General features: G+C 47.1%; 18 protein-coding genes. 15 read left to right on the plus strand and 3 right to left on the minus strand.

Features of this window, described 5'->3' with window-relative positions:
• Positions 1-31 precede the first annotated feature (31 nt).
• The 11 genes from OZ401_RS03765 (at position 32) to OZ401_RS03815 (ending at position 11,148) form a co-directional block, all read left to right on the plus strand.
• Complete coding sequence (locus tag OZ401_RS03765; RefSeq protein WP_341469376.1) at positions 32-1,768, plus strand: ATP-binding protein; 1,737 nt, start codon at positions 32-34, stop codon at positions 1,766-1,768.
• Positions 1,761-2,507, plus strand: a complete 747-nt coding sequence (locus OZ401_RS03770; protein ID WP_341469377.1) for a response regulator transcription factor — start codon at positions 1,761-1,763, stop codon at positions 2,505-2,507. Before OZ401_RS03765 ends, OZ401_RS03770 begins: the two co-directional genes overlap by 8 nt.
• A gap of 166 nt (positions 2,508-2,673) precedes the next feature.
• Positions 2,674-2,820 (plus strand): hypothetical protein, encoded by a 147-nt coding sequence (locus tag OZ401_RS03775; protein ID WP_341469378.1) that lies wholly within the window; start codon positions 2,674-2,676, stop codon positions 2,818-2,820.
• Between the two features lie 18 nt (positions 2,821-2,838).
• Entirely contained in the window at positions 2,839-2,928 is a 90-nt protein-coding gene (locus OZ401_RS03780; protein WP_341469379.1) for a potassium-transporting ATPase subunit F, read from the plus strand.
• Between the two features lie 15 nt (positions 2,929-2,943).
• A complete protein-coding gene (gene kdpA / locus OZ401_RS03785; RefSeq protein ID WP_341469380.1) occupies positions 2,944-4,737 on the plus strand; it encodes a potassium-transporting ATPase subunit KdpA in 1,794 nt (597 codons plus the stop codon).
• 18 nt (positions 4,738-4,755) lie between these two features.
• Positions 4,756-6,954, plus strand: coding sequence for a potassium-transporting ATPase subunit KdpB (kdpB, locus tag OZ401_RS03790; protein WP_341469381.1), 2,199 nt, complete (start codon positions 4,756-4,758; stop codon positions 6,952-6,954).
• Positions 6,955-6,997: 43 nt separating this feature from the next.
• The gene (locus OZ401_RS03795) at positions 6,998-7,732 is read left to right on the plus strand and encodes a potassium-transporting ATPase subunit C (RefSeq protein WP_341469383.1); all 735 of its coding nucleotides are present in this window, start codon (positions 6,998-7,000) and stop codon (positions 7,730-7,732) included.
• A 9-nt stretch (positions 7,733-7,741) separates the two neighbouring features.
• On the plus strand, positions 7,742-8,971 hold the full coding sequence (locus tag OZ401_RS03800) for a universal stress protein (RefSeq protein ID WP_341469384.1): 1,230 nt from the start codon (positions 7,742-7,744) through the stop codon (positions 8,969-8,971).
• A 224-nt stretch (positions 8,972-9,195) separates the two neighbouring features.
• On the plus strand, positions 9,196-10,428 hold the full coding sequence (locus OZ401_RS03805) for a geranylgeranyl diphosphate reductase (protein WP_341469385.1): 1,233 nt from the start codon (positions 9,196-9,198) through the stop codon (positions 10,426-10,428).
• A 50-nt stretch (positions 10,429-10,478) separates the two neighbouring features.
• Complete coding sequence (locus tag OZ401_RS03810) at positions 10,479-10,802, plus strand: DUF2499 domain-containing protein (protein ID WP_341469386.1); 324 nt, start codon at positions 10,479-10,481, stop codon at positions 10,800-10,802.
• Complete coding sequence (locus OZ401_RS03815; protein WP_341469387.1) at positions 10,795-11,148, plus strand: DUF3593 domain-containing protein; 354 nt, start codon at positions 10,795-10,797, stop codon at positions 11,146-11,148. The genes OZ401_RS03810 and OZ401_RS03815 overlap by 8 nt, the downstream gene beginning before the upstream one ends.
• 755 nt (positions 11,149-11,903) lie before the next feature.
• Here the strand turns inward: OZ401_RS03815 and OZ401_RS03820 are convergent.
• Positions 11,904-12,725 carry a transposase gene (locus tag OZ401_RS03820; protein ID WP_341469388.1) on the minus strand — a complete coding sequence of 274 codons (822 nt, stop codon included), beginning with the start codon at positions 12,723-12,725 and terminating at the stop codon, positions 11,904-11,906.
• A gap of 494 nt (positions 12,726-13,219) precedes the next feature.
• Between OZ401_RS03820 and OZ401_RS03825 the strand changes: the two genes are divergently transcribed.
• From OZ401_RS03825 to OZ401_RS03835, 4 genes are all read left to right on the plus strand, one after another.
• Positions 13,220-14,296 carry an IS110 family RNA-guided transposase gene (locus OZ401_RS03825; protein WP_341469389.1) on the plus strand — a complete coding sequence of 359 codons (1,077 nt, stop codon included), beginning with the start codon at positions 13,220-13,222 and terminating at the stop codon, positions 14,294-14,296.
• Between the two features lie 4 nt (positions 14,297-14,300).
• Positions 14,301-14,450, plus strand: a complete 150-nt coding sequence (locus OZ401_RS03830) for a hypothetical protein (RefSeq protein WP_341469390.1) — start codon at positions 14,301-14,303, stop codon at positions 14,448-14,450.
• Between the two features lie 531 nt (positions 14,451-14,981).
• Complete coding sequence (locus tag OZ401_RS25865; protein WP_425607605.1) at positions 14,982-15,173, plus strand: GH-E family nuclease; 192 nt, start codon at positions 14,982-14,984, stop codon at positions 15,171-15,173.
• A complete protein-coding gene (locus OZ401_RS03835) occupies positions 15,170-15,721 on the plus strand; it encodes a suppressor of fused domain protein (protein ID WP_341469391.1) in 552 nt (183 codons plus the stop codon). Before OZ401_RS25865 ends, OZ401_RS03835 begins: the two co-directional genes overlap by 4 nt.
• A gap of 387 nt (positions 15,722-16,108) precedes the next feature.
• Here OZ401_RS03835 and OZ401_RS03840 read toward each other — a convergent pair whose 3' ends face one another.
• Positions 16,109-17,647, minus strand: a complete 1,539-nt coding sequence (locus OZ401_RS03840) for a class I adenylate-forming enzyme family protein (RefSeq protein WP_341469392.1) — start codon at positions 17,645-17,647, stop codon at positions 16,109-16,111.
• A 44-nt stretch (positions 17,648-17,691) separates the two neighbouring features.
• Positions 17,692-18,795, minus strand: coding sequence for a branched-chain amino acid ABC transporter permease (locus tag OZ401_RS03845; protein WP_341469393.1), 1,104 nt, complete (start codon positions 18,793-18,795; stop codon positions 17,692-17,694).
• Position 18,796 lies beyond the last annotated feature (1 nt).

Consider the following 18,796-nt stretch of genomic DNA (forward strand, 5'->3'; position numbering starts at 1 on the left):
ACCTTTTAGCTGTTACCAATAAGGTGAACCAGTGAAAATTAGGGGGAAATCGAAGAAACTCTCAGCAATTTTAGCCCAGAATAGATTGTTATATTCTTCCACTGCCCGTTTACGCTGGCAAGGGCTTTTGTTTAGCTTTCTTTCGGTGGCAGTCGCTACGCTCATTCTATTTCTTTTGAATGAAGCTCCCTATAATGTGAACATGGTTTTCATGTTCCTAACCCTCGTTTCGACTGTTTGGTTTGGATTAATGACCGGCTTCCTGACTGCGGTTCTCTCGTTTTTTTGCTTTGATTTCTTTTTTATCCCTCCTTTTTTTACTCTCGTTATTGACGCTTTGCAGGGCTGGACGGCGGTATTGCTTTTTTTTGGGACGGCTCTTTTCGCCAATCAAGTAGCCGGGCGTGCCAGAATTAGCAGTTTTCAGGCACAGCACCGTGCTATGGAAGCAACTGCTCTTTATGAACTCGGAACGGAAGTTTTGACTCGGATAGATCAACGAGAAATGCTGCTGGTAGTTTTGAGGAAAGTCAGCGAAGTGTTAGGCGCGCAACACTGCACGCTCTATCTACTAGATGAGGGGGTGGAAGGTAAATTACTGGAAAGCGCTATGATTGAGTTGCCCTCTTACCGCAATAGACCTCACCGCCACCCAGACCCGGCAATCGCCCAGACGGTTTTCCAACAGAACCGCGCGGTTTATTACCCGGCTCAGCACAATTTTCAACCGGATAGTTCCGGTCAAACTGCTAACAACTTAGTGGGCGAAACCGCTCCGGTAGCCTATTTGCCGCTCACCTATGGTTCTCAGGTAATGGGAGTAATGCTGACGGTAGGGCGAGATAGGGCGGATTATCCTAACTTTAGCATCGAAGAAAAGCGGTTGATTCAGGTATTTGCCAACCATGTAGCGCTAGCAGTAGAACATGCTCGTCTGATTCGCGAGTCGGCGCAAGTCGCTACCTTGCGCGACTCAGACCAGCTTAAATCTTCATTGCTGGCTTCAGTTTCTCACGAACTACGCACCCCCCTCACCTCAATTAAAACTGCCACCGCCAATCTTGGACTGTATGACGAGCCTCAACTAGGGACAGATTATCGGGAAACCTTGAATATTATTGAACAGGAAACCGAGCGGCTAGAGCGACTGGTGAATAATCTGCTTGACCTTTCTAAGATTGAAGCGCATGCTCTTAAACCAGATTTTGGCTGGTATTACCTACCTGAAATTGTCCAAAAGGTGTTGGAACGGCTGAACAAAAGCCCTCTACTAAAGAGTCATCCGGTCACTACCACTTTTGCGTCTGATTTACCCCTAGCGCATGTAGATTACTTGCAGATTGATCAGGCGCTTACTAACCTGATTGAGAACGCTGCTAAATACTCCGCTCCCAATCGCCCAATTACCATCGCAGTAGAGTTACAAACTTGTGCTGAGGTTAAACTACCGAGTGGGCAGACTCTTGATTCGGGCATTTCCAGTACGCAAGTATTACTGGTGAAAGTGTTGGATGAAGGAAGAGGGATACCACCGGGGGAACTCGAAAGGATTTTTGACAAGTTTTACCGGGTGCGTACCAACCAAAACGGTTTGGTTATGGATGTGCCGGGCACTGGAATCGGTTTGGCTATTACCAGAGGGATTATTGAAGCGCACGGTGGTAGAGTATGGGCGCAGAATCGTCTATTTGGTGGGTCAATTTTTAGTTTTGCTTTGCCGGTTGAACCCATCGCCGAAGATTTTGAGGAAGAACAGGATTATGGCTAAAAACCAATTTGATAGCATTTATAAACCGAAAATTCTTGTGGTTGATGATGAACCCGCCATCACTATCGGTCTAAAGCGACAACTTAGCAGTCAAGGCTATGAGGTCAGAACTGCCAGTGGTGGGGTACAAGCGTTAGAAGAGATTGAGCAGAATTCACCCGATTTGGTGATTCTAGATTTAATGATGCCCGACCTTGACGGCTTGCAAGTAACACGCGAAGTGCGCCGTCGCATCCTTAGCAATGTGCCGATAATTGTGCTTTCAGCACGAGGTGAATCTCGGCAGAAGGTTGAGGCTTTGGATTTGGGCGCAGACGATTATCTCACCAAACCCTTTGGGTTGGATGAATTGCTGGCGCGGGTGCGGGTAGCTTTGCGCCATCGCCAGCAAATTAGCAATCCAATGGTTTCAGCCTCACCCACAATTATCAGCGATGATTACCTTACCATCGATCTAGAAAAACATCTTGTGTATAAAGAAGGTCAGGAAATCAAGCTTACTCCTAAGCAATATGAAACCCTGAAATTTCTGGCTTTGAATCCTGACAAGCTGATTACTCACCAAATGTTGCTGCATCATGTATGGGGTCCTGAATACGGCAAGGAAACCCAATACCTCCACGTTTTAATCGGTCAATTGCGCCAGAAACTTGAACCAGACCCCGCTTCTCCGCGTTACATTCTGACCGAACCGGGCTTGGGTTATCGCTTTCGCCTTCTCGCTAGAAACGACAGCTAATATTTTTTAGAAAAATTTTAGTCCTGCACTGCCTCTTTTTAGTAATTCTTTAGAACTAATTGATAACCTGAGAATAGGATAGTCTGCATATAGCTCTGCACGAAGTGGCACAGAGTTATTGAAGGCTGAATTTATTAGCTTTGCCCTTCTTTAGGAGAATGAATCCATGTTAGACCTTTTATTTGTAGCAGTAGGGGTTTTGTTTTTCGTGGTAGCAATCCTCTATGTTTTTGGCTGTGATTGGTTAGTCAAGGAAGAAAAAACTAATTTGGGTGGTTATGTAAAAACTACTCTTGACAAGGCTGAGAATTAACGCTAATCGGAGGAAATTATGCCAATTGATATGCTTCTAGGCTTGATTGCGGGAATCTTGCTGCTGATTTACCTGACTTTTGCGCTGCTACAGGCAGAAAAATTTTAGCGAGGGATTAAGCCAATGACCGCGAATGGGTTGCTCCAAATTGCCCTTTACTTCTTGGTAATTCTATTGATTACCAAGCCGTTGGGGATTTATATGTTTCGGGTCTTTAGCGGGGAACGCACTTTCATGCACCGTGTTATAAGACCGCTTGAGGCGGGTATCTATAAAATAGCCCGCATTGACGAGAAAAAGGAGATGAACTGGATAGTTTATGCGATCGCTATGCTCTTGTTCAGTCTCGTTACTATGCTATTGACCTATCTGGTTTTGCGCCTTCAGGATGTTTTACCGCTCAATCAGACAATTGATGCCAGTGGCACAAAAGTTGGAAAAATGCCCGAAGCGTTGGCATTTAACACCGCTGCCAGCTTTACTACCAACACCAACTGGCAAAATTATGTGCCGGAGGCAGGTTCATATGCAGCTTCAGGGGCAGCCAGCGCGGGAAGTGGCGTTACCTATTTTACTCAGCTAACCCAATTGGCTTTCCACAACTTTGTATCAGCAGCGGTCGGTATCAGTATTGCGGTGGCGCTCATCCGAGGTTTGGTACGGAGGCAAGCCCGCGAATTGGGCAACTTCTGGGTGGACGTAGTTCGCGCAGTCCTGTATATATTGTTGCCCTTGTGTATATTAATTGCGCTCTTCTATGTGTGGCAGGGTGTGCCGATGAATTTTAACGATTATACCGTTGCTACCACAGTGGAAGGGCAACAACAAATAATCGCGCAAGGTCCGGTAGCAAGCCAAGAAGCCATCAAAATGCTTGGCACTAACGGTGGCGGTTTTTTTAACGCCAACTCCGCCCATCCTTTTGAGAACCCTACCCCCTTTACCAATTTCATCCAAATGCTTTCGATATTTGCCATCGGGATGGGCTTACTCTACGCCTTTGGACGTTGGGCAGGTAACACCAAACAAGGTTGGGTGCTGGTGGGAGCTTCCATGTTTTTGTTTGGTCTAGGCTTGTTTGTGTGTTATGTGAGCGAAGCGCAAGGCAATCCGATTGTGGCAACACAAGGCGTAAACCAATCTGTAGCCGATACTAACCCCGGCGGGAATATGGAAGGCAAGGAAATACGCTTTGGTATTGTAGACTCGGCGTTATTTACCACCATTACTACCGATGCCAGTTGCGGAGCAGTTAATAGCTTCCTCGATAGCTATACTCCGCTTGGTGGGCTTGTACCCCTGACAAATATTGCCTTGGGTGAAATAGTAGTAGGCGGTGTAGGCGCAGGTTTCTACGGGAAGATTGTCTTTGTAATACTGGCGGTCTTTATCGCCGGACTGATGGTAGGGCGTACTCCCGAATATCTTGGCAAGAAAATAGAAGCCCGTGAGATGAAAATGGTAATGCTGGTGGTGCTGATTTTACCCCTAAGTATTCTGGGCTTCAGTATGGTAGCTTCGATTAATAACGTGGCGCAAAACAGCATTGCTAATCCCGGGCCGCATGGTCTGACCGAAATGCTTTACCTGTTTACCAGTTCTACTGGGAATAACGGCAGCGCCTTCGCGGGAATAACAGGAAATACCGATTTTTACAATATTACCGGCTCTGCCGCCATGTTAATCGGTCGCTTCCTAATGATAGTACCAATCCTAGCTCTGGCAGGGGCGATGGCACGTAAGAGAACTGTTCCTGCTAGCGTGGGTACCTTCCCCACTACCGGACCATTATTCGCCGGATTGCTGATAGGTGTAATCCTGATTGTAGGGGCGTTAACCTATTTTCCGGCTTACTCGCTTGGACCGTTGGTTGAACAGTTCTTTATGAATGCCGGAAAAGTGTTCCAGCTTAGCTAGGGTTTCAGGAGATTTCAAATGAGTGAGTATAATTTAAATATAAGTACTGGTAGTCTTGAACCTGCATCCCCGGCGTCACAAGTGCCTGCCACTCTACCGAATATTCCGGGAAAGCCGCATCGTCCGCGCCGTTCCAGTAGCCTGCTTGACCCTAAGATAATTCGGCAGGCGCTTCTTCCCGCTTTTACCAAACTCGATCCGAGGGTTCAATTTCGTAACCCGGTGATGTTAGTGGTAGAGGTAGGCAGCCTTATCACCACGATTGCGTTTATCGCCAGTTTCTTCGATGGGGCAAGCCAGAAAGACCAATTTTTCGTGGGCTTTACCAGTCTATGGCTTTGGTTCACCGTTATATTTGCTAACTTCGCCGAGGCAATGGCAGAAGGGCGAGGTAAAGCCCAAGCCGATACGCTGCGCCGAACTAAAACCGAAACTTCCGCGAAATTGATCACCACCGACAAGCCGGGTACGTCTGAGGTTGTTACCGCTCAGGTGGCTGCTCCTCAGTTAAAAAAGGGGGATGTGGTGCTGGTGGTAGCGGGAGAAGTAATACCGGGAGATGGTGAGGTAATCGAGGGCATCGCCAGCGTGGATGAGAGTGCCATCACGGGTGAGAGTGCGCCAGTAATACGCGAAAGCGGCGGTGATCGTTCGGCGGTTACAGGCGGTACCAAAGTGCTATCGGATTGGGTCAAGGTTAGAATCACTTCTAATCCCGGCGAAAGCTTTCTTGATCGTATGATTAGCCTCGTTGAAGGGGCTAACCGTCAGAAAACCCCTAACGAAATCGCCTTAAACATTCTCATTGCGGGTTTGACCATCGTTTTTATGCTGGTGATTATCAGCCTGCAACCCTTCGCCATTTATAGCGGTGCGCCACAGTCCCTTACCATTTTGGTAGCGTTGCTGGTTTGCCTGATTCCCACAACCATCGGCGGTTTGTTGTCGGCTATCGGGATTGCCGGAATGGACAGGCTGGTGCAGCGCAACGTACTGGCGATGAGCGGGCGGGCGGTTGAAGCAGCCGGGGATGTGGATGTGCTATTGCTGGATAAAACCGGCACTATCACGTTGGGCAATCGGCAAGCTTCCGAATTTATTCCACTCGCAGGAATCCGCATAGAAGATATGGCAGATGCGGCTCAACTTAGCTCATTAGCCGATGAAACCCCCGAAGGTCGCTCTATTGTAGTGCTGGCGAAAGAGAAATACGGGCTACGTGGGCGGGAAGTATCGCAGCATAACGCCGAATTTATCCCCTTTACTGCTCAAACTCGCATGAGCGGAGTAAACCTAGAAGGGGTAGAAATTCGCAAGGGCGCTGCGGATGCGGTGGTGCGCTATGTACGTAGCAAAGATGGTACTGTCCCGCCTGAATTGGAAGATATCGTCAGCCGTATCGCCAAAAGTGGCGGTACTCCTCTCGCGGTAGCGCGGAATGGTCAAATGTTAGGTGTAATCCACCTTAAAGACGTAGTTAAGGGTGGTATGCGAGAGCGTTTTGACGAATTGCGCCGAATGGGTATCCGTACCGTTATGATTACCGGAGACAACCCCCTAACTGCCGCTGCCATTGCTGAAGAAGCAGGAGTGGATGATTTTCTGGCGGAAGCCACCCCCGAAACCAAAATGAAGCTGATAAAGCAACAACAGGCTGGCGGAAAATTGGTAGCCATGACCGGAGACGGTACTAATGATGCCCCCGCATTGGCTCAATCCGATGTGGGCGTAGCAATGAATAGCGGCACACAAGCGGCTAAAGAAGCTGGCAATATGGTTGACCTAGACTCTAACCCCACCAAGTTGATTGAGATTGTGGAAGTGGGCAAGCAATTGCTGATGACTCGTGGCGCGTTGACCACATTCTCGATTTCCAACGATGTAGCTAAATATTTCGCCATCATCCCGGCGATGTTTGCCATTGGCTCGACTGTACCCAATCCTAAAACCGCACAGGATTACCTGAATTATCTGAGTCCACTAAACATTATGGGCCTTACCTCGCCCTATACCGCTATCCTGAGCGCGGTGATTTTCAACGCCCTGATTATAGTGGCGCTAATACCGCTTGCGCTTAAAGGCATTAAATACGTACCGTTGGGTGCAGCCAGTATTTTGCGCCGAAATTTACTTGTCTATGGCTTGGGCGGCATCATTGCGCCTTTTATAGGTATAAAGCTGATTGACATAATATTAACGCTGGTGGGTATCAGGTAAGATATATAAGCTTGCCCGAAGGTGGCATTATGGAGAATGAGAAATGTTGAAAACGATTGGACGAGAAACTTGGAACTCGATTAAAATTACACTGGTGTTGCTGGTACTTTGTGTAATATTGTATCCTTTGGTGGTATGGGGCGTAGGTCAACTGGTTTTCAATAAACAGGCTAACGGCAGTTTGATAAAAGACCAGCAAGGAAACGTGATCGGTTCAGAGCTAATCGGTCAGCAGTTCACCCGCCCCGAATATTTTCATGGTCGACCTAGCGTAGTAGGTTATAATGCTGCCGGTTCGGGCGCATCCAATCTCGGACCTACTAACCCACAGCTAATTGAGGGTAACGGCAGCGAGGTAACGGTTGTGCCGGGGGCAACCCCTCCTCCCGGTGGCACGCCCGTTGCCGGAAAGGATAACACCTACTACGTTCCGGGTAGTTATCTAGGAATTAAAAATTATGCCGAACAATTCCGGCTGGAAAACGGTTTGGCTGCCGATGCCAAATTACCTGCCGATATCGTAACTGCCAGCGGTAGCGGCTTAGACCCGCAAATATCGGTGGAAGCGGCAAATCTTCAGGTAACCCGTATTGTGGCGGCGCGAACTGCGCTCGGTGGTAAAAATGCCGGTATTTCAGTGGCTAAAGTGAAGGAACTGATTACCCAAAATACCGATGGGCGCGACTTGGGCGTATTAGGTGAACCGCGTGTAAATGTCCTGAAACTTAACCTAGCGTTAGACGCAGCTTTCGAGAAGCCGCCTGCGCCCGCTAAATAAACAATAATTATGAGCGAAAAAGAACCTTTGCCGGATAAACTTAGCAATGACAGACCAAAACCCCGCCAGATATTTTTGTCGGACGTAGAAGAATCTGTGCCGGAAACAAAGGAAGTTACCGAAGCCACCTTGCTGCCTCCCTATATTAAGCCATGGAAGATGGGAAGTCTGAAAATATTTCTTGGGGCGGCGGCAGGAGTGGGTAAAACCTATGCTATGCTGGAAGAAGGGCAGGAACTTAGAGCGCAAGGTATCGATGTAACTATCGGCTATGTGGAATTACATGGGCGCAAGGATACTGAACGTTTGCTGGAAGGCTTTGAGATTATTCCGGTGCGAAAGGTGTCATATCGAGGTACAACGCTGGAAGAAATGGATAGCGAGGCGATAATTGCCCGCCAGCCGCAATTAGTATTAATAGATGAATTAGCGCATACTAACGCACCGGGTTCAGAGCATGAAAAACGCTACGAGGATATAGAAGAAATTTTGTTGAGTGGTATAGATGTTTACTCTACCGTCAACATTCAACACCTTGAGAGCTTGAACGACCGGGTGTTTGAGCTAACCGGCACTCGTGTACGCGAGACTTTCCCCGACCGCATTCTAGACCTTGCGAAAGAGGTGCGGTTGATCGACCTGCCACCAGAAGATTTACGTGATCGGATAAAGCAAGGTAAAGTTTACCGCCCTGAGAAAATCCAACAGGCGCTAGAGCACTTTTTCAAAACCGCGAACCTGACCGTCCTGCGTGAGTTAGCTTTACGCGAAACCGCCGACTCGGTGGAATCTAGTGCGCCACGAAAAGAATATCGTGAGAAATATGAGGAATCGCCCCCAACCGCTAACGCTTTTGTACTTATATGCGTGGCATTAAAGGAAAAGGATGTGCGAGTTATTCGGCAAGGCTGGCGTTTTGCTCATCGCCTCAATGCCCCTGCCGAAGTAATCACCGTTTGGTATAGCGATTATCGCTCTGCGGAACAAGAAGCAACCATCGCCCTTTTGCGGCGTTTAGCCCGTTCCCTCAATCTGCCATTTCAAGAGCTAAGCGGTGATCCGGTAGAGTTAATCGTTGAAAGAGCTAGGGCAACCCGTGCTACTCTGATTGTTATTGGCGAAAGCTCTCGTAAAACTTGGCGTGAGAGGTTGTTTGGTTCTTTTACCGATAAAGTCCTGAGCAAGCTTGATGGTGTGGATATCTACGTTGTAGGCGACCCTGACCGCCGCCTCGGTTGAAAGCTAATAAAAATGGCGACTATGGGCAGGCTAACTGGTTACAAGTACAGTTGGACAAGGTGAACAGGTTTCGGCATCATTATCAGTCTTATAGGTTTGGAGAAAGCCGAGGTGTTAACTGTAGTTATGGCTACTGAGGGATTGTTTGCTACTCTTTATAATCCTGATAAAGCTGTGGAGACTGATTCTTTTATGCTGTAAAAAAGATTGGGAGGTTCGGCGCAATGGCGAAGCCAAAGATTTTGGTGGTAGGTGGTGGTCCCGGCGGCGCGACGGCAGGGCGTACCTTGGCGGCGGGTGGCGCAGATGTATTGATACTGGAAAAAAGCTTTGGCAGACCCAAACCCTGTGGCGGCGCAATTCCTCCGCTCGTAATTAATGAGTTTGGTATTCCCCCCGAAATTATAGATTGCCGGATGAAGTACACTACTATTTATTCTCCCACCGGACGCGAAACCGATGTAACTGTGGTTGGCACTAAACCCACCGATAAAGATTTTATCGGAATGGTGCGCCGTGAAGTTTACGATAATTATCTACGTGAGCAAGCTTCCAAAGCGGGCGCGGAAGTAATTGAAGCCAAATTGCTTTCAATTAAGATTACGCCTGATGGGGTGAAAGCAGTTTATGAAGAAAAAGGGGTTGAGAAGAAAATAGAAGCCGCCGCTGTTATTGGCGCGGACGGCGCATATTCGATGGTAGCGAAAGCAGTAGGTGCGCCGCGTGTGCCGCAATGTGTGGCAATGCAGTATCGTATTCGCTTGCCAGAAAGCCAGATGCAAGAATGGCGTGAAACTGCCGAACTATATCTTGGCGATGAGGTTTCACCAGATTTCTATGGTTGGGTTTTCCCCAAACACGATCATCTTTCGGTAGGAGTTGGCGTAAGCCCCGACCACTCCACCAAAGTTCGTACCTATCTGAATAATCTAGTAGAGCGCACCGGAAACAAGCTAAAGGATGGCAAAATATATGCTACCGAAGCACACGCTTTGCCGATGCGCCATCAGAAAAAACTTGCTTGGGATCGCGCGATGCTGATTGGTGATGCAGCAGGTATGGTGGTCAGTACCAGTGGTGAGGGTATTTATTGGGCAATGAAAAGTGGCAAAATCGCTGCCGAAACTCTGCTCAAGTTTCAGGAAAATCCCATCGCCGCAAACCTGAACGAATACGAGAAAATTTGGAAAAAGCAATACGGCACGATGTATCGTTTCCTTGATCGCTTGCAAGGTATTTATTTTGGAGATAATCGCAAGTTTGAGGTTTTCACCCAGATGTGTCGGGATGAAGATGTGCAGCGTCTTACCTTTGACAGCTATTTGCATAAAGAGATGGCGAAACTACCGGTTACCAGCGGTCTGAGAATATTCGGCAAAATGGCTTTCAACTTTGCACGCTGGTATGTGCCCGCCTTGCGACCCAAACCTCGCCCGACTCTGGCGTTGGAAGGTTAATATTAATAACCCTTGCCACTTCCGGCAGGAATTTTGTACGGAGTTCAAGTATGATTGGATTGCTTTCCATCCCTACCTGGATAGTCCACTTTAGTAGCGTGATAGAGTGGTCGCTTGCTATGGTGCTTTTCTATGTGATAGGGAAGCGTATGAATAATGTATGGTTCAAACGTATGCCCATTGTTATGATACCGTACATGTTGAGCGGCTTTTGCGCCCTCGTATACCATATTACAGAAGATACTTGGGTAGGCTTGAATGAATTGCAGAGTTATCTGACATTCTTCGGGAGTTGTTGTTTTGCTTTCTGGGCTTTTCTGTTTCTGCGCTCTGTAACGGCTACTTCAAAAAGCAAGGGGGTAGGTCGTGGATAAGATTTTCATGTCAGGTTCTCTCGTTCCCTATGTCCTATTTCTGTTTCTCATCTGGCGAATCCGTAAGCATGACCCGCGTTTGATAAACAAGTTTACTTTCATCGGTTTCTGCTCGATGCTAGGCTTTATCACCGTAACGGCAGTGGCAGGTGCAATTGCGCTGAAAGTAATAAATGCCCCTACACTGGCGCATGTTGATTACTTGCATGGAATTGCAGAAGGCGCTCTCACCATCGTAAACGGTCTTATAGTATTTGGTTTAAAGAAACAAAAGGATGCGCTGGATAGTACTGAGAGAGATGTGCTGGAAGAAGCCAGTGTTACCAGCTATGCGGCGGATGCCTAATAACATAGTTGATAACTTAAGGAATTGATGGACTTTGTCAAGTATAAAACTAGGAATTTTCAGCCTAATCTCATACCAATTTTGGCTGCTGTGTTCTTAATTTTCTCAAATGTGACTGCTTTGGCAATTGCTACTCGGACAAAATACAGGCTTTTTTTGCCAAACGATTATTTTTACCGAAGATTGACCGCTTTGAGTGGCATCGTAATTAGCTTGACAAATTCAGTTGAAGCTTATGTTGTCACCTATGAGCTTAGACTACAGCAAAGTACTCAAAAGCTAATAGACTGATGGTAACGGGAGAACCCAGGTTTCGACTTACGGTTTCATACCTGAACCGTTCTTTATTTATTAGGTCATCAGTGACAACTTAAGAAAATAGTTAAGAAGTCAAGCTTTAAGGAGCTTTTTACGGGAGGCTTTGATAATGCCTAATAACTTGGCATTTTGAGCGTAAAACTGAAAAATAGTTAGAGTTTCACCACGCGCCAAGGCTTGACTATAATGGTACAAACCCCGATACACCATTTCAACACTAATTGCCACAAAATACAACAGCCAAGTCGTCCATAACGACACCGGGGGAATTGTGAAATGACCCAGTTTGTCAAGACAAAAATAAAAGCTTGGTTAAGGAGTGTCGCTTTTATGTCCTACATCTGTCCAATATATGGCTATGATGAGTTAAAAGAACCAGACTAGCTCATAATGCTGGCTCCTCGCCAATTTGCGTGAAAAATCACCATGTCTCCTTTTTAGGCAGCCTTTTCCGTTACAGCTTTCTTCTTTTTTCGCTGCTTTCGTTCCACTTTCACTTCACGATGTAATACCCGTCGCCTCATAAGCTCAAACCCTGCTTGACCATAGGTCTGTCGCTTCAGTAGTTTTAGCCTATTTATCTGACCTTCGCTACCACCATTATTCCATTTCAAACTTAAACCCGTTTTCACTGCCTCATAATCTTTTTCTAACCCCTTAGCAAAGGCTTGTAACTCTTTTACCCCTAGCACTTTGACCTTTTTTAACCACTCGCCCAACCCATTTCCCTCAAGCTGACGTAGCATTACCATAAATTCTTGGACTTGCTCGTATGTCTGGGCTACCTCAGAGTCTATCGCACATAGCTTCTCTAGATATTGCTTTTCCCACTCCTTGCGCTTTTCCACTTTGCTCAGAAACAACCTGGCTACTTGCAACGGGCTTAAGGGTCGGTGTTTTTGGACTGACTGTTGGTAGATTGTCTCGGTTTTTTCTGACTTAAAACTACGAGCTTTTCCGCTATCGTGCCTTAGTCTCGTTATAAATCGACCCACACTGCTGCGAGAAGGGGAATAACCCATTTCTTTAAGCTCTCGCAGCATTTGCTCGGCGTTGCGACAGCCTTCGTTCCAACGCTGGAGCAAGTAGGGGACATAAGGCTCGACTGCTTTCGGTTCGATATGCTGGATAACTGCAGGCTCTGGAGGGCTTTTCATATGCAGATAACGATAAACAGTCCGCCGACTGGATCCCACCTGCCGGGCAATATTAGCAATATCTACCTTTTTGGAGTGTAGACCCTGGATCCTCTGGTACATTTCGACGTAGTGCGCCTGCCGTTTCTCGCTGTTGCAGTCTTGTTTTGAACCTAATGTAATACCAACTGTGACTGGAAGGGCTCTGAGAGTGTTCTCCTCTGATTGCGCGATCAGTTGCTGGGTCTGCTTAAGCAACTCCCGTCGATTCAGAAAAACCTGCTCTAGCGCATCCAATAGGTTTTTCCCCAAATGCCAACGGTCGGCAGACTGGATTGCCTGAGGGGCTCCAAGCTTAGCACCTTGGGCAAATGAACCTCCTTGTATAATGAAAATGTACGACACCAGGTTAAAAGAGAGGTTCAGAACCTCCTTGCGGTCAGACCGCCTGAAAGAGATAGACCCTCTTTTGATCTGGGCCACCTAATAATCTCTACCGTATCTAGCGGCTAAGCAGACCGCCCATACAAGGCCAGAAATAAGGGTAGCCCCGGTGTCAGTTACTGCTTATTAACTCCCGACAAACCTGTGGACTTAATGGAGGCACCATAATTACAATGGCTCCTGCTAAAGACCTGCCTGTCCCCAAATCCCGTCCGAAATATGAGTATTACGCCGGACTGGATATCGCCGCCAAAACCTTCACCGCGGCGACTTGCTACCGCGATGCTGAACCCAGCCGTGCGGTTAGCTTGTCTCAATCGCCCGAAGGCTACGCCAGCCTGACCAAGTTCTTACTTAAAGCCGGTCATCCGCTTGACCAGATTCTGGTAGTGATGGAAGCTACCGGCACTTACTGGATCGAACTGGCTACCTACCTGCAAGGCGAAGGTTTCGCGGTTAGCGTGATCAACCCCAAACAGGCGCACGACTTCGCCGGTGCCCTTGGTCTCAAGCCTAAAAACGACCAGCTCGATGCGCAACTCCTGGCCCGGCTTTCGGCTACCCTGCAACCGGCTCGTTGGACCCCACCACCCCAGATTTACCGCGAGCTTTACCAACGCCTTACCCACCGCCTCAGTCTTTTGGAAGCCCGCCAGCAGTTCCGTAACCAATTGCATGCTCTTTCAGTCGCCCGGCCCGTGGAAGGGGTAGTGACGAGCCTGGAGAACCTAATCGCTACCCTGACCGAACGCATCAAGCAGGTAGATAAGGAGATAAAAGAGCTTCTCAAACTGGACCAAGAATGGGCCGCTTCAGTTACTCTTCTCCAAACCATCACTGGCATCGGGCGGTTGACGGCGGTGTGGCTGGTGGTGGTGACCCTTAACTTTACGAGCTGCTCCAGCGCCGAAGGGTTGACCCACTTTACTGGCCTGGCACCCATCGAACGGAGTAGCGGCACCAGTGTGAGAAACCGGCCTATGATCGGAAAAGGTGGTCATAGTCGGCTTCGTGCGCTCCTTTATATGGCGGCAGGCAGCGCCATGCGGTTCAACCCGGTGATAAAAGCCTACTGTGAACGCATGCAAAAGACTAAGGGTCGGGCTTACAAGGAAGTGCGGTGCGCCGCCGCCCGCAAGTTGATCCACCTGGGTTTTGCCGTGGTTAAGAGCGGGCAGCCCTTCGATCCGGCTTACCAGCCCTCGTCCCAGAAAAAGGCGGGTGCCTCACTGGAGGCAAAGGCCAGCTAGGGCAGTGCGGTTAACGAAAACTAAAACTTATTCTTGCACCGAGCGCGGACAGCCGCCGCTTGGCTTGTTGGTGTTACGGCTCACTTTGCGCCTGTTCGCTGCGATGGCGTGGTGGCGGCTTTGGCTGCAACTTTTTGAATTTTTCTGTCCTTAACAAATTCCTTTCGTCATTTCAAAATTGGCTCTTGACAGCTAATACCGTATCTCATTCTGTAACAGGAGGAGGTTCTTACGAAATTTGCCCATCATGTGGTTTTCAGTTTGGCGTTACGGATGAGGATGAAGGAATATCTTATGAAGCCTGGAGAAAAGATTGGGTAGATCAGGGTATGCCATGGTATAGTAAGGGGCTAAAACCATCAAAATTTTGGAATCCGCTAGATCAATTAAATAAATTGAGATGACTTAACTAACAATTCTGATTAGTTTGGCTCGATCACCTAGATGTGTTGTATATAAGAGCTAAGCCAATCTTTTCTATCCAGTCAGATGCCTATAATTCTGAAAATTCTATAAATACATCAGACCAGCCGGATACGATGAGAGCTACAATTACCAGTAAGGCCATAGGTGACAACTTAAGGATTTGACGGACTTGTCAAGTACAAAATAATGGAGCTATGATATGCCCTACCTGTGGTAATGAGATTTCTGAAACGATTCAGGTAGAAATATTAATGGTCATGTGACCAGACGAGGATATGACCTAGATCATTTTGATACTTGGGTGAACAAAAAGATAAAATTACAAGAGCAAGATCCGCCTCCTACACGAAAAGAAGTTATTGATGAGTATAATAGTGACCTTCGAATTCAATGTCCTTCTTGTAACCAGGGGCATAAATATGAGGGGAAAAGAGGAGCCTACTCGGAATGAGTTTTGGGGAATGTTATTATGATCATTATATTAATTACTTAAAAGACCCAATTAGAAGAAGCATTATTTTTATAAATGATAATTCTCCTAAAATACAAATTTTAATGTTTGAGCACGTATTTAGAGATTGTATAATTTTTTGCACCCTTGGTTTAACACATTATTTTAAGGAAAAGTTCGAAATATTTCTACCAGTAGAAGGTGATGAGAAAGAAGTGCTCCTGGTTTTTTCAAGTATTTTAGACTTCATAGTAGAAAGAAATGTAGTCATTGAAAGGGGTATTTATTTTCGTAATATAGCAAAGTTATTTCCTGCTTTTGTGTACAAGTACCATAAAACTGCAATATATTTTACTACGCCTTTTGGTATTCCAAGTTCTTTTGATATAGTTAAATGCGGGGAAAGACAGGGAAAAATATATCAAGCGATTTTCATCAGTGAAATAGAGTGTGAGTATTTAGAAAAGAATGGGGTGGAAGAGTTGGAAACTTTATTAGAGCAGAAAGAAATTGACATTTATCAGTTAAGTAGAGAATCTTGTATTTAATGGAAATCAGGTACAAATTAAAGAGAGTTTAAATGATATATATTTGTACTGGTTTAGAATTGTGCGGGTTATAACGATCATTATTTAATAAAGTTAAGCAATCGGCTTCATTGCAAAGCTGTTTAATATCCTCAATACATATCAGTTTTCGGGCAAGTGGGCTATGATGATAGCTACAGCTACGACACCATCGGGAATATTACCGTAAGGCGAATGTGGTGAAGCAGTACCCGGTGGGCGGACAGCCTCGCCCGCACACCCCGCTGTCGGTGGGTGGGCAGAACTACAACTACGATGCCAACGGCAACCTGTGGAAGTTGGAAGTAGCATAGCGGTAGCAAATTAATTCCCAAGAAAAATTAGAACTTGTCCAAAATTGCGGGGGTTTTATTTTTGCCAATATGCCTCTCGCATTACTCGTTTGAGGGTTTTGCCCGCCGCATTTCTAGGGAAACTTTCTACAAAGGTAAGACCATGTAATCGCTGAAATTTGGCATGCACATGCTCGTTAATCCAGTTTAGCATTTCCTCCTCGCCGATTTGTGCCCCTGCTTTTAGGATAATCTGAGCAATGGGTACTTCATCCCATTTGGGGTGGGGTACACCGAATACTGCCACTTCGGATACCAGCGGGTGGGTGGCTACCACTTCTTCAATGTCTTTTGGGTACACACTGATGCCGCCGGATTTAATCATATCCTTTTTGCGATCTACCAGATAGATAAAGCCTTCTTCGTCTTGGTAGCCCAAATCGCCGGTACGCATCCATTTGCCCTGATAAAGTGCATCGGTAGAGGCATTGGGGTTGTTGTAATAGCCCGGCATGAGGGTTGGACCTCGCCCCACGATTTCGCCTACTTCCCCCAATTTAAGCGGCTGCATGTCTTCGTCCATAATCATGAACTCGTTAAAGGGCATTGCCGGACCAACCGAACCGGGCTTGCGCATTACATCTTGAGGGCGAAGAGTGGTGAGAAAACCCTCGGTCAAGCCGTAAAGTTCGTAAAGCACACCGGGTAATTTGGCTTCTAGTTCCCGCTTTCGTTCCACTGCCAGCGGTGAGCCGAGCGTCATCAGCACTTTAAGTGAGCGTAAATCGGTTTTGTCAAACAGTGGCGATTCCAAAAGCTGAATTACTTGCACCGGAACTAGCATTGTTTGCGAAACTCGCTCGTTCTGAATGACGTTCAGGGTTATTTCCGCGCTGAATTTTGGCAATACTACATAGGTTGCACCCGCGCAAATCGCCGGGAACATAAAAGCCAGCGTTCCATTGAACACCAAATTACCTGCGCTTAATACTACGCTATCAAAGGTTACGCCGTATTCCATACCCCACAGGAAGGCATACATAACGCGGGTGCGATGGCTATGCACAATGCCTTTGGGTAGTCCGGTTGTGCCCGAAGAATACATGATGTTGTAATGGTCGTATTCACTAAGCTCAACTTCAGGTTCGCTATCACTTGCGTTGGCAACCAATTTATTATACTTTACATAATCATTATCGCCGCCGATTGATACAAATCGTTCCGGGTTTATCAGCGAAAGTTCAAGCTTCATTTCCTCTACTTCGGCGGTATAATCGGGCGCAAAGTACAATGCTCGCGCTTCGCAATCCTGCAAAAGGCGCACCATATCCTTACCCTTGACCATCGGATTGAGCGGTACGATTACCGTTCCGGCTTTGGCGCAAGCCCAGAATAGGTCAAGCATTTCGAGGCTATTGGGCAGCAGCATTGCCACTTTGTCGCCTTTGTTTAAGCCCATTGCCAGCATTGCATTGGCGGCGCGGTTCACTCTCTGGTTGAATTCTCTATAGGATAGCCGATCCTGCCCGACCACAATTGCCAGCTTATTAGGATAATGACGCGCATTCCGGCGCAGCATCATACCGAGGTTCATTTCAAATCTGGCTTCTTGCATTGTTACATATCCCTTCAGTATTTTATTATTACTATCTGAAATTTCTAGGTATTACGATTACCCTTGACCAAGCCCAATATTCGGGTGCGATACAATCGCCAAGTACCTACGATTCCAAAAGGTAGGAAAAGCACTATAAGGGCGTAAATCAAACCTAGCAATAACAGCCAATGTTCCAGAATAGGTCCGACTATAAACCAACCTTTGACATTTTCTACAAACTCACGGCTGCTCAGAGAAAAATTCAGCACTTCGATAAGTGTTGCGCCGATTAATGCCCCGTATAATGTGCCTGCTCCACCCAAAATTACCATTAGCAAGGGCAGCAACGAAACGTCACCGGAGAGAACCCCCGGATTAACTATGCCGTTGCGCAAGCCGTATAGCGTACCCGCGAGGCTGGCAATGATTGAGGAGAAAACCAGCGCTACCACTTTGTAAGACAGGATGTTGAAACCGATCATTTCAGCACGTCGCTCATTTTCACGTATTGAGATTAGCACTCGCCCCAGTGGGGAATTGATAAGTCTGCCAAGCCCAAAATAGCTAATCACTGCCAACGCCAACGCCAGCAAATATACGGTAGTGGCATTGGGCGCATCACTGGCTTTAATAAGCGATAGTCCCTCGTCCCCTTTGGTAATATCTACCAATTTGCTACTCAGGTTATGGGCAGTGGTGGCTAATGCCAGCGTTACCATCGCAAAGAAAACCCCTTGCACCCGCAGCGACACAAAGCCCACAAAAACCCCTAGCACCGCACAGATAAGCGCACCCAGTATTGCGCCACTCCAGATGGGCCAACCCAATTTAAGAGCGCACAGGGCAGTAGTATATGCTCCCACCCCGAAGAAAAGGGCGTGTCCGAAACTAAATATTCCGGTATAGCCAAATAATAGGTCATAGCTCATGGCGTAAGCGGCGAAAATCAAGACCATTGCAATCAGACGCTGGTTTAGCTCAGCAATTCCCAATAGCGGTAAAACCAGCAAAGCCAGCGCTAGTATGGCTACAACCCAACCGGAACGACTGATACCGAGCGGTCCGGAGGATTTACGCAAAATTTCTTGCCCTAATGCCATTCGTTTTTGCGCAGCTTCGCTTAGTGTTTCCTCTGATTTGTCGGTTTCTATCACTTTCACATTCATC

Origin of the sequence: Candidatus Chlorohelix allophototropha (assembly GCF_030389965.1) — a bacterium.
Lineage (GTDB): Bacteria > Chloroflexota > Chloroflexia > Chloroheliales > Chloroheliaceae > Chlorohelix > Chlorohelix allophototropha.

Excerpts from the sequence above, each read along its gene's own strand:
- OZ401_RS03770 (WP_341469377.1), top strand. The coding sequence starts at position 1,761 with ATGGCTAAAAACCAATTTGATAGCATTTATAAACCGAAAATTCTTGTG.
- OZ401_RS03775 (WP_341469378.1), top strand. The coding sequence starts at position 2,674 with ATGTTAGACCTTTTATTTGTAGCAGTAGGGGTTTTGTTTTTCGTGGTA.
- OZ401_RS03780 (WP_341469379.1), top strand. The coding sequence starts at position 2,839 with ATGCCAATTGATATGCTTCTAGGCTTGATTGCGGGAATCTTGCTGCTG.
- kdpA (WP_341469380.1), top strand. The coding sequence starts at position 2,944 with ATGACCGCGAATGGGTTGCTCCAAATTGCCCTTTACTTCTTGGTAATT.
- kdpB (WP_341469381.1), top strand. The coding sequence starts at position 4,756 with ATGAGTGAGTATAATTTAAATATAAGTACTGGTAGTCTTGAACCTGCA.
- OZ401_RS03795 (WP_341469383.1), top strand. The coding sequence starts at position 6,998 with ATGTTGAAAACGATTGGACGAGAAACTTGGAACTCGATTAAAATTACA.
- OZ401_RS03800 (WP_341469384.1), top strand. The coding sequence starts at position 7,742 with ATGAGCGAAAAAGAACCTTTGCCGGATAAACTTAGCAATGACAGACCA.
- OZ401_RS03805 (WP_341469385.1), top strand. The coding sequence starts at position 9,196 with ATGGCGAAGCCAAAGATTTTGGTGGTAGGTGGTGGTCCCGGCGGCGCG.
- OZ401_RS03810 (WP_341469386.1), top strand. The coding sequence starts at position 10,479 with ATGATTGGATTGCTTTCCATCCCTACCTGGATAGTCCACTTTAGTAGC.
- OZ401_RS03820 (WP_341469388.1), bottom strand. The coding sequence starts at position 12,725 with ATGTACCAGAGGATCCAGGGTCTACACTCCAAAAAGGTAGATATTGCT.
- OZ401_RS03825 (WP_341469389.1), top strand. The coding sequence starts at position 13,220 with ATGGCTCCTGCTAAAGACCTGCCTGTCCCCAAATCCCGTCCGAAATAT.
- OZ401_RS03835 (WP_341469391.1), top strand. The coding sequence starts at position 15,170 with ATGAGTTTTGGGGAATGTTATTATGATCATTATATTAATTACTTAAAA.
- OZ401_RS03840 (WP_341469392.1), bottom strand. The coding sequence starts at position 17,647 with ATGCAAGAAGCCAGATTTGAAATGAACCTCGGTATGATGCTGCGCCGG.
- OZ401_RS03845 (WP_341469393.1), bottom strand. The coding sequence starts at position 18,795 with ATGAATGTGAAAGTGATAGAAACCGACAAATCAGAGGAAACACTAAGC.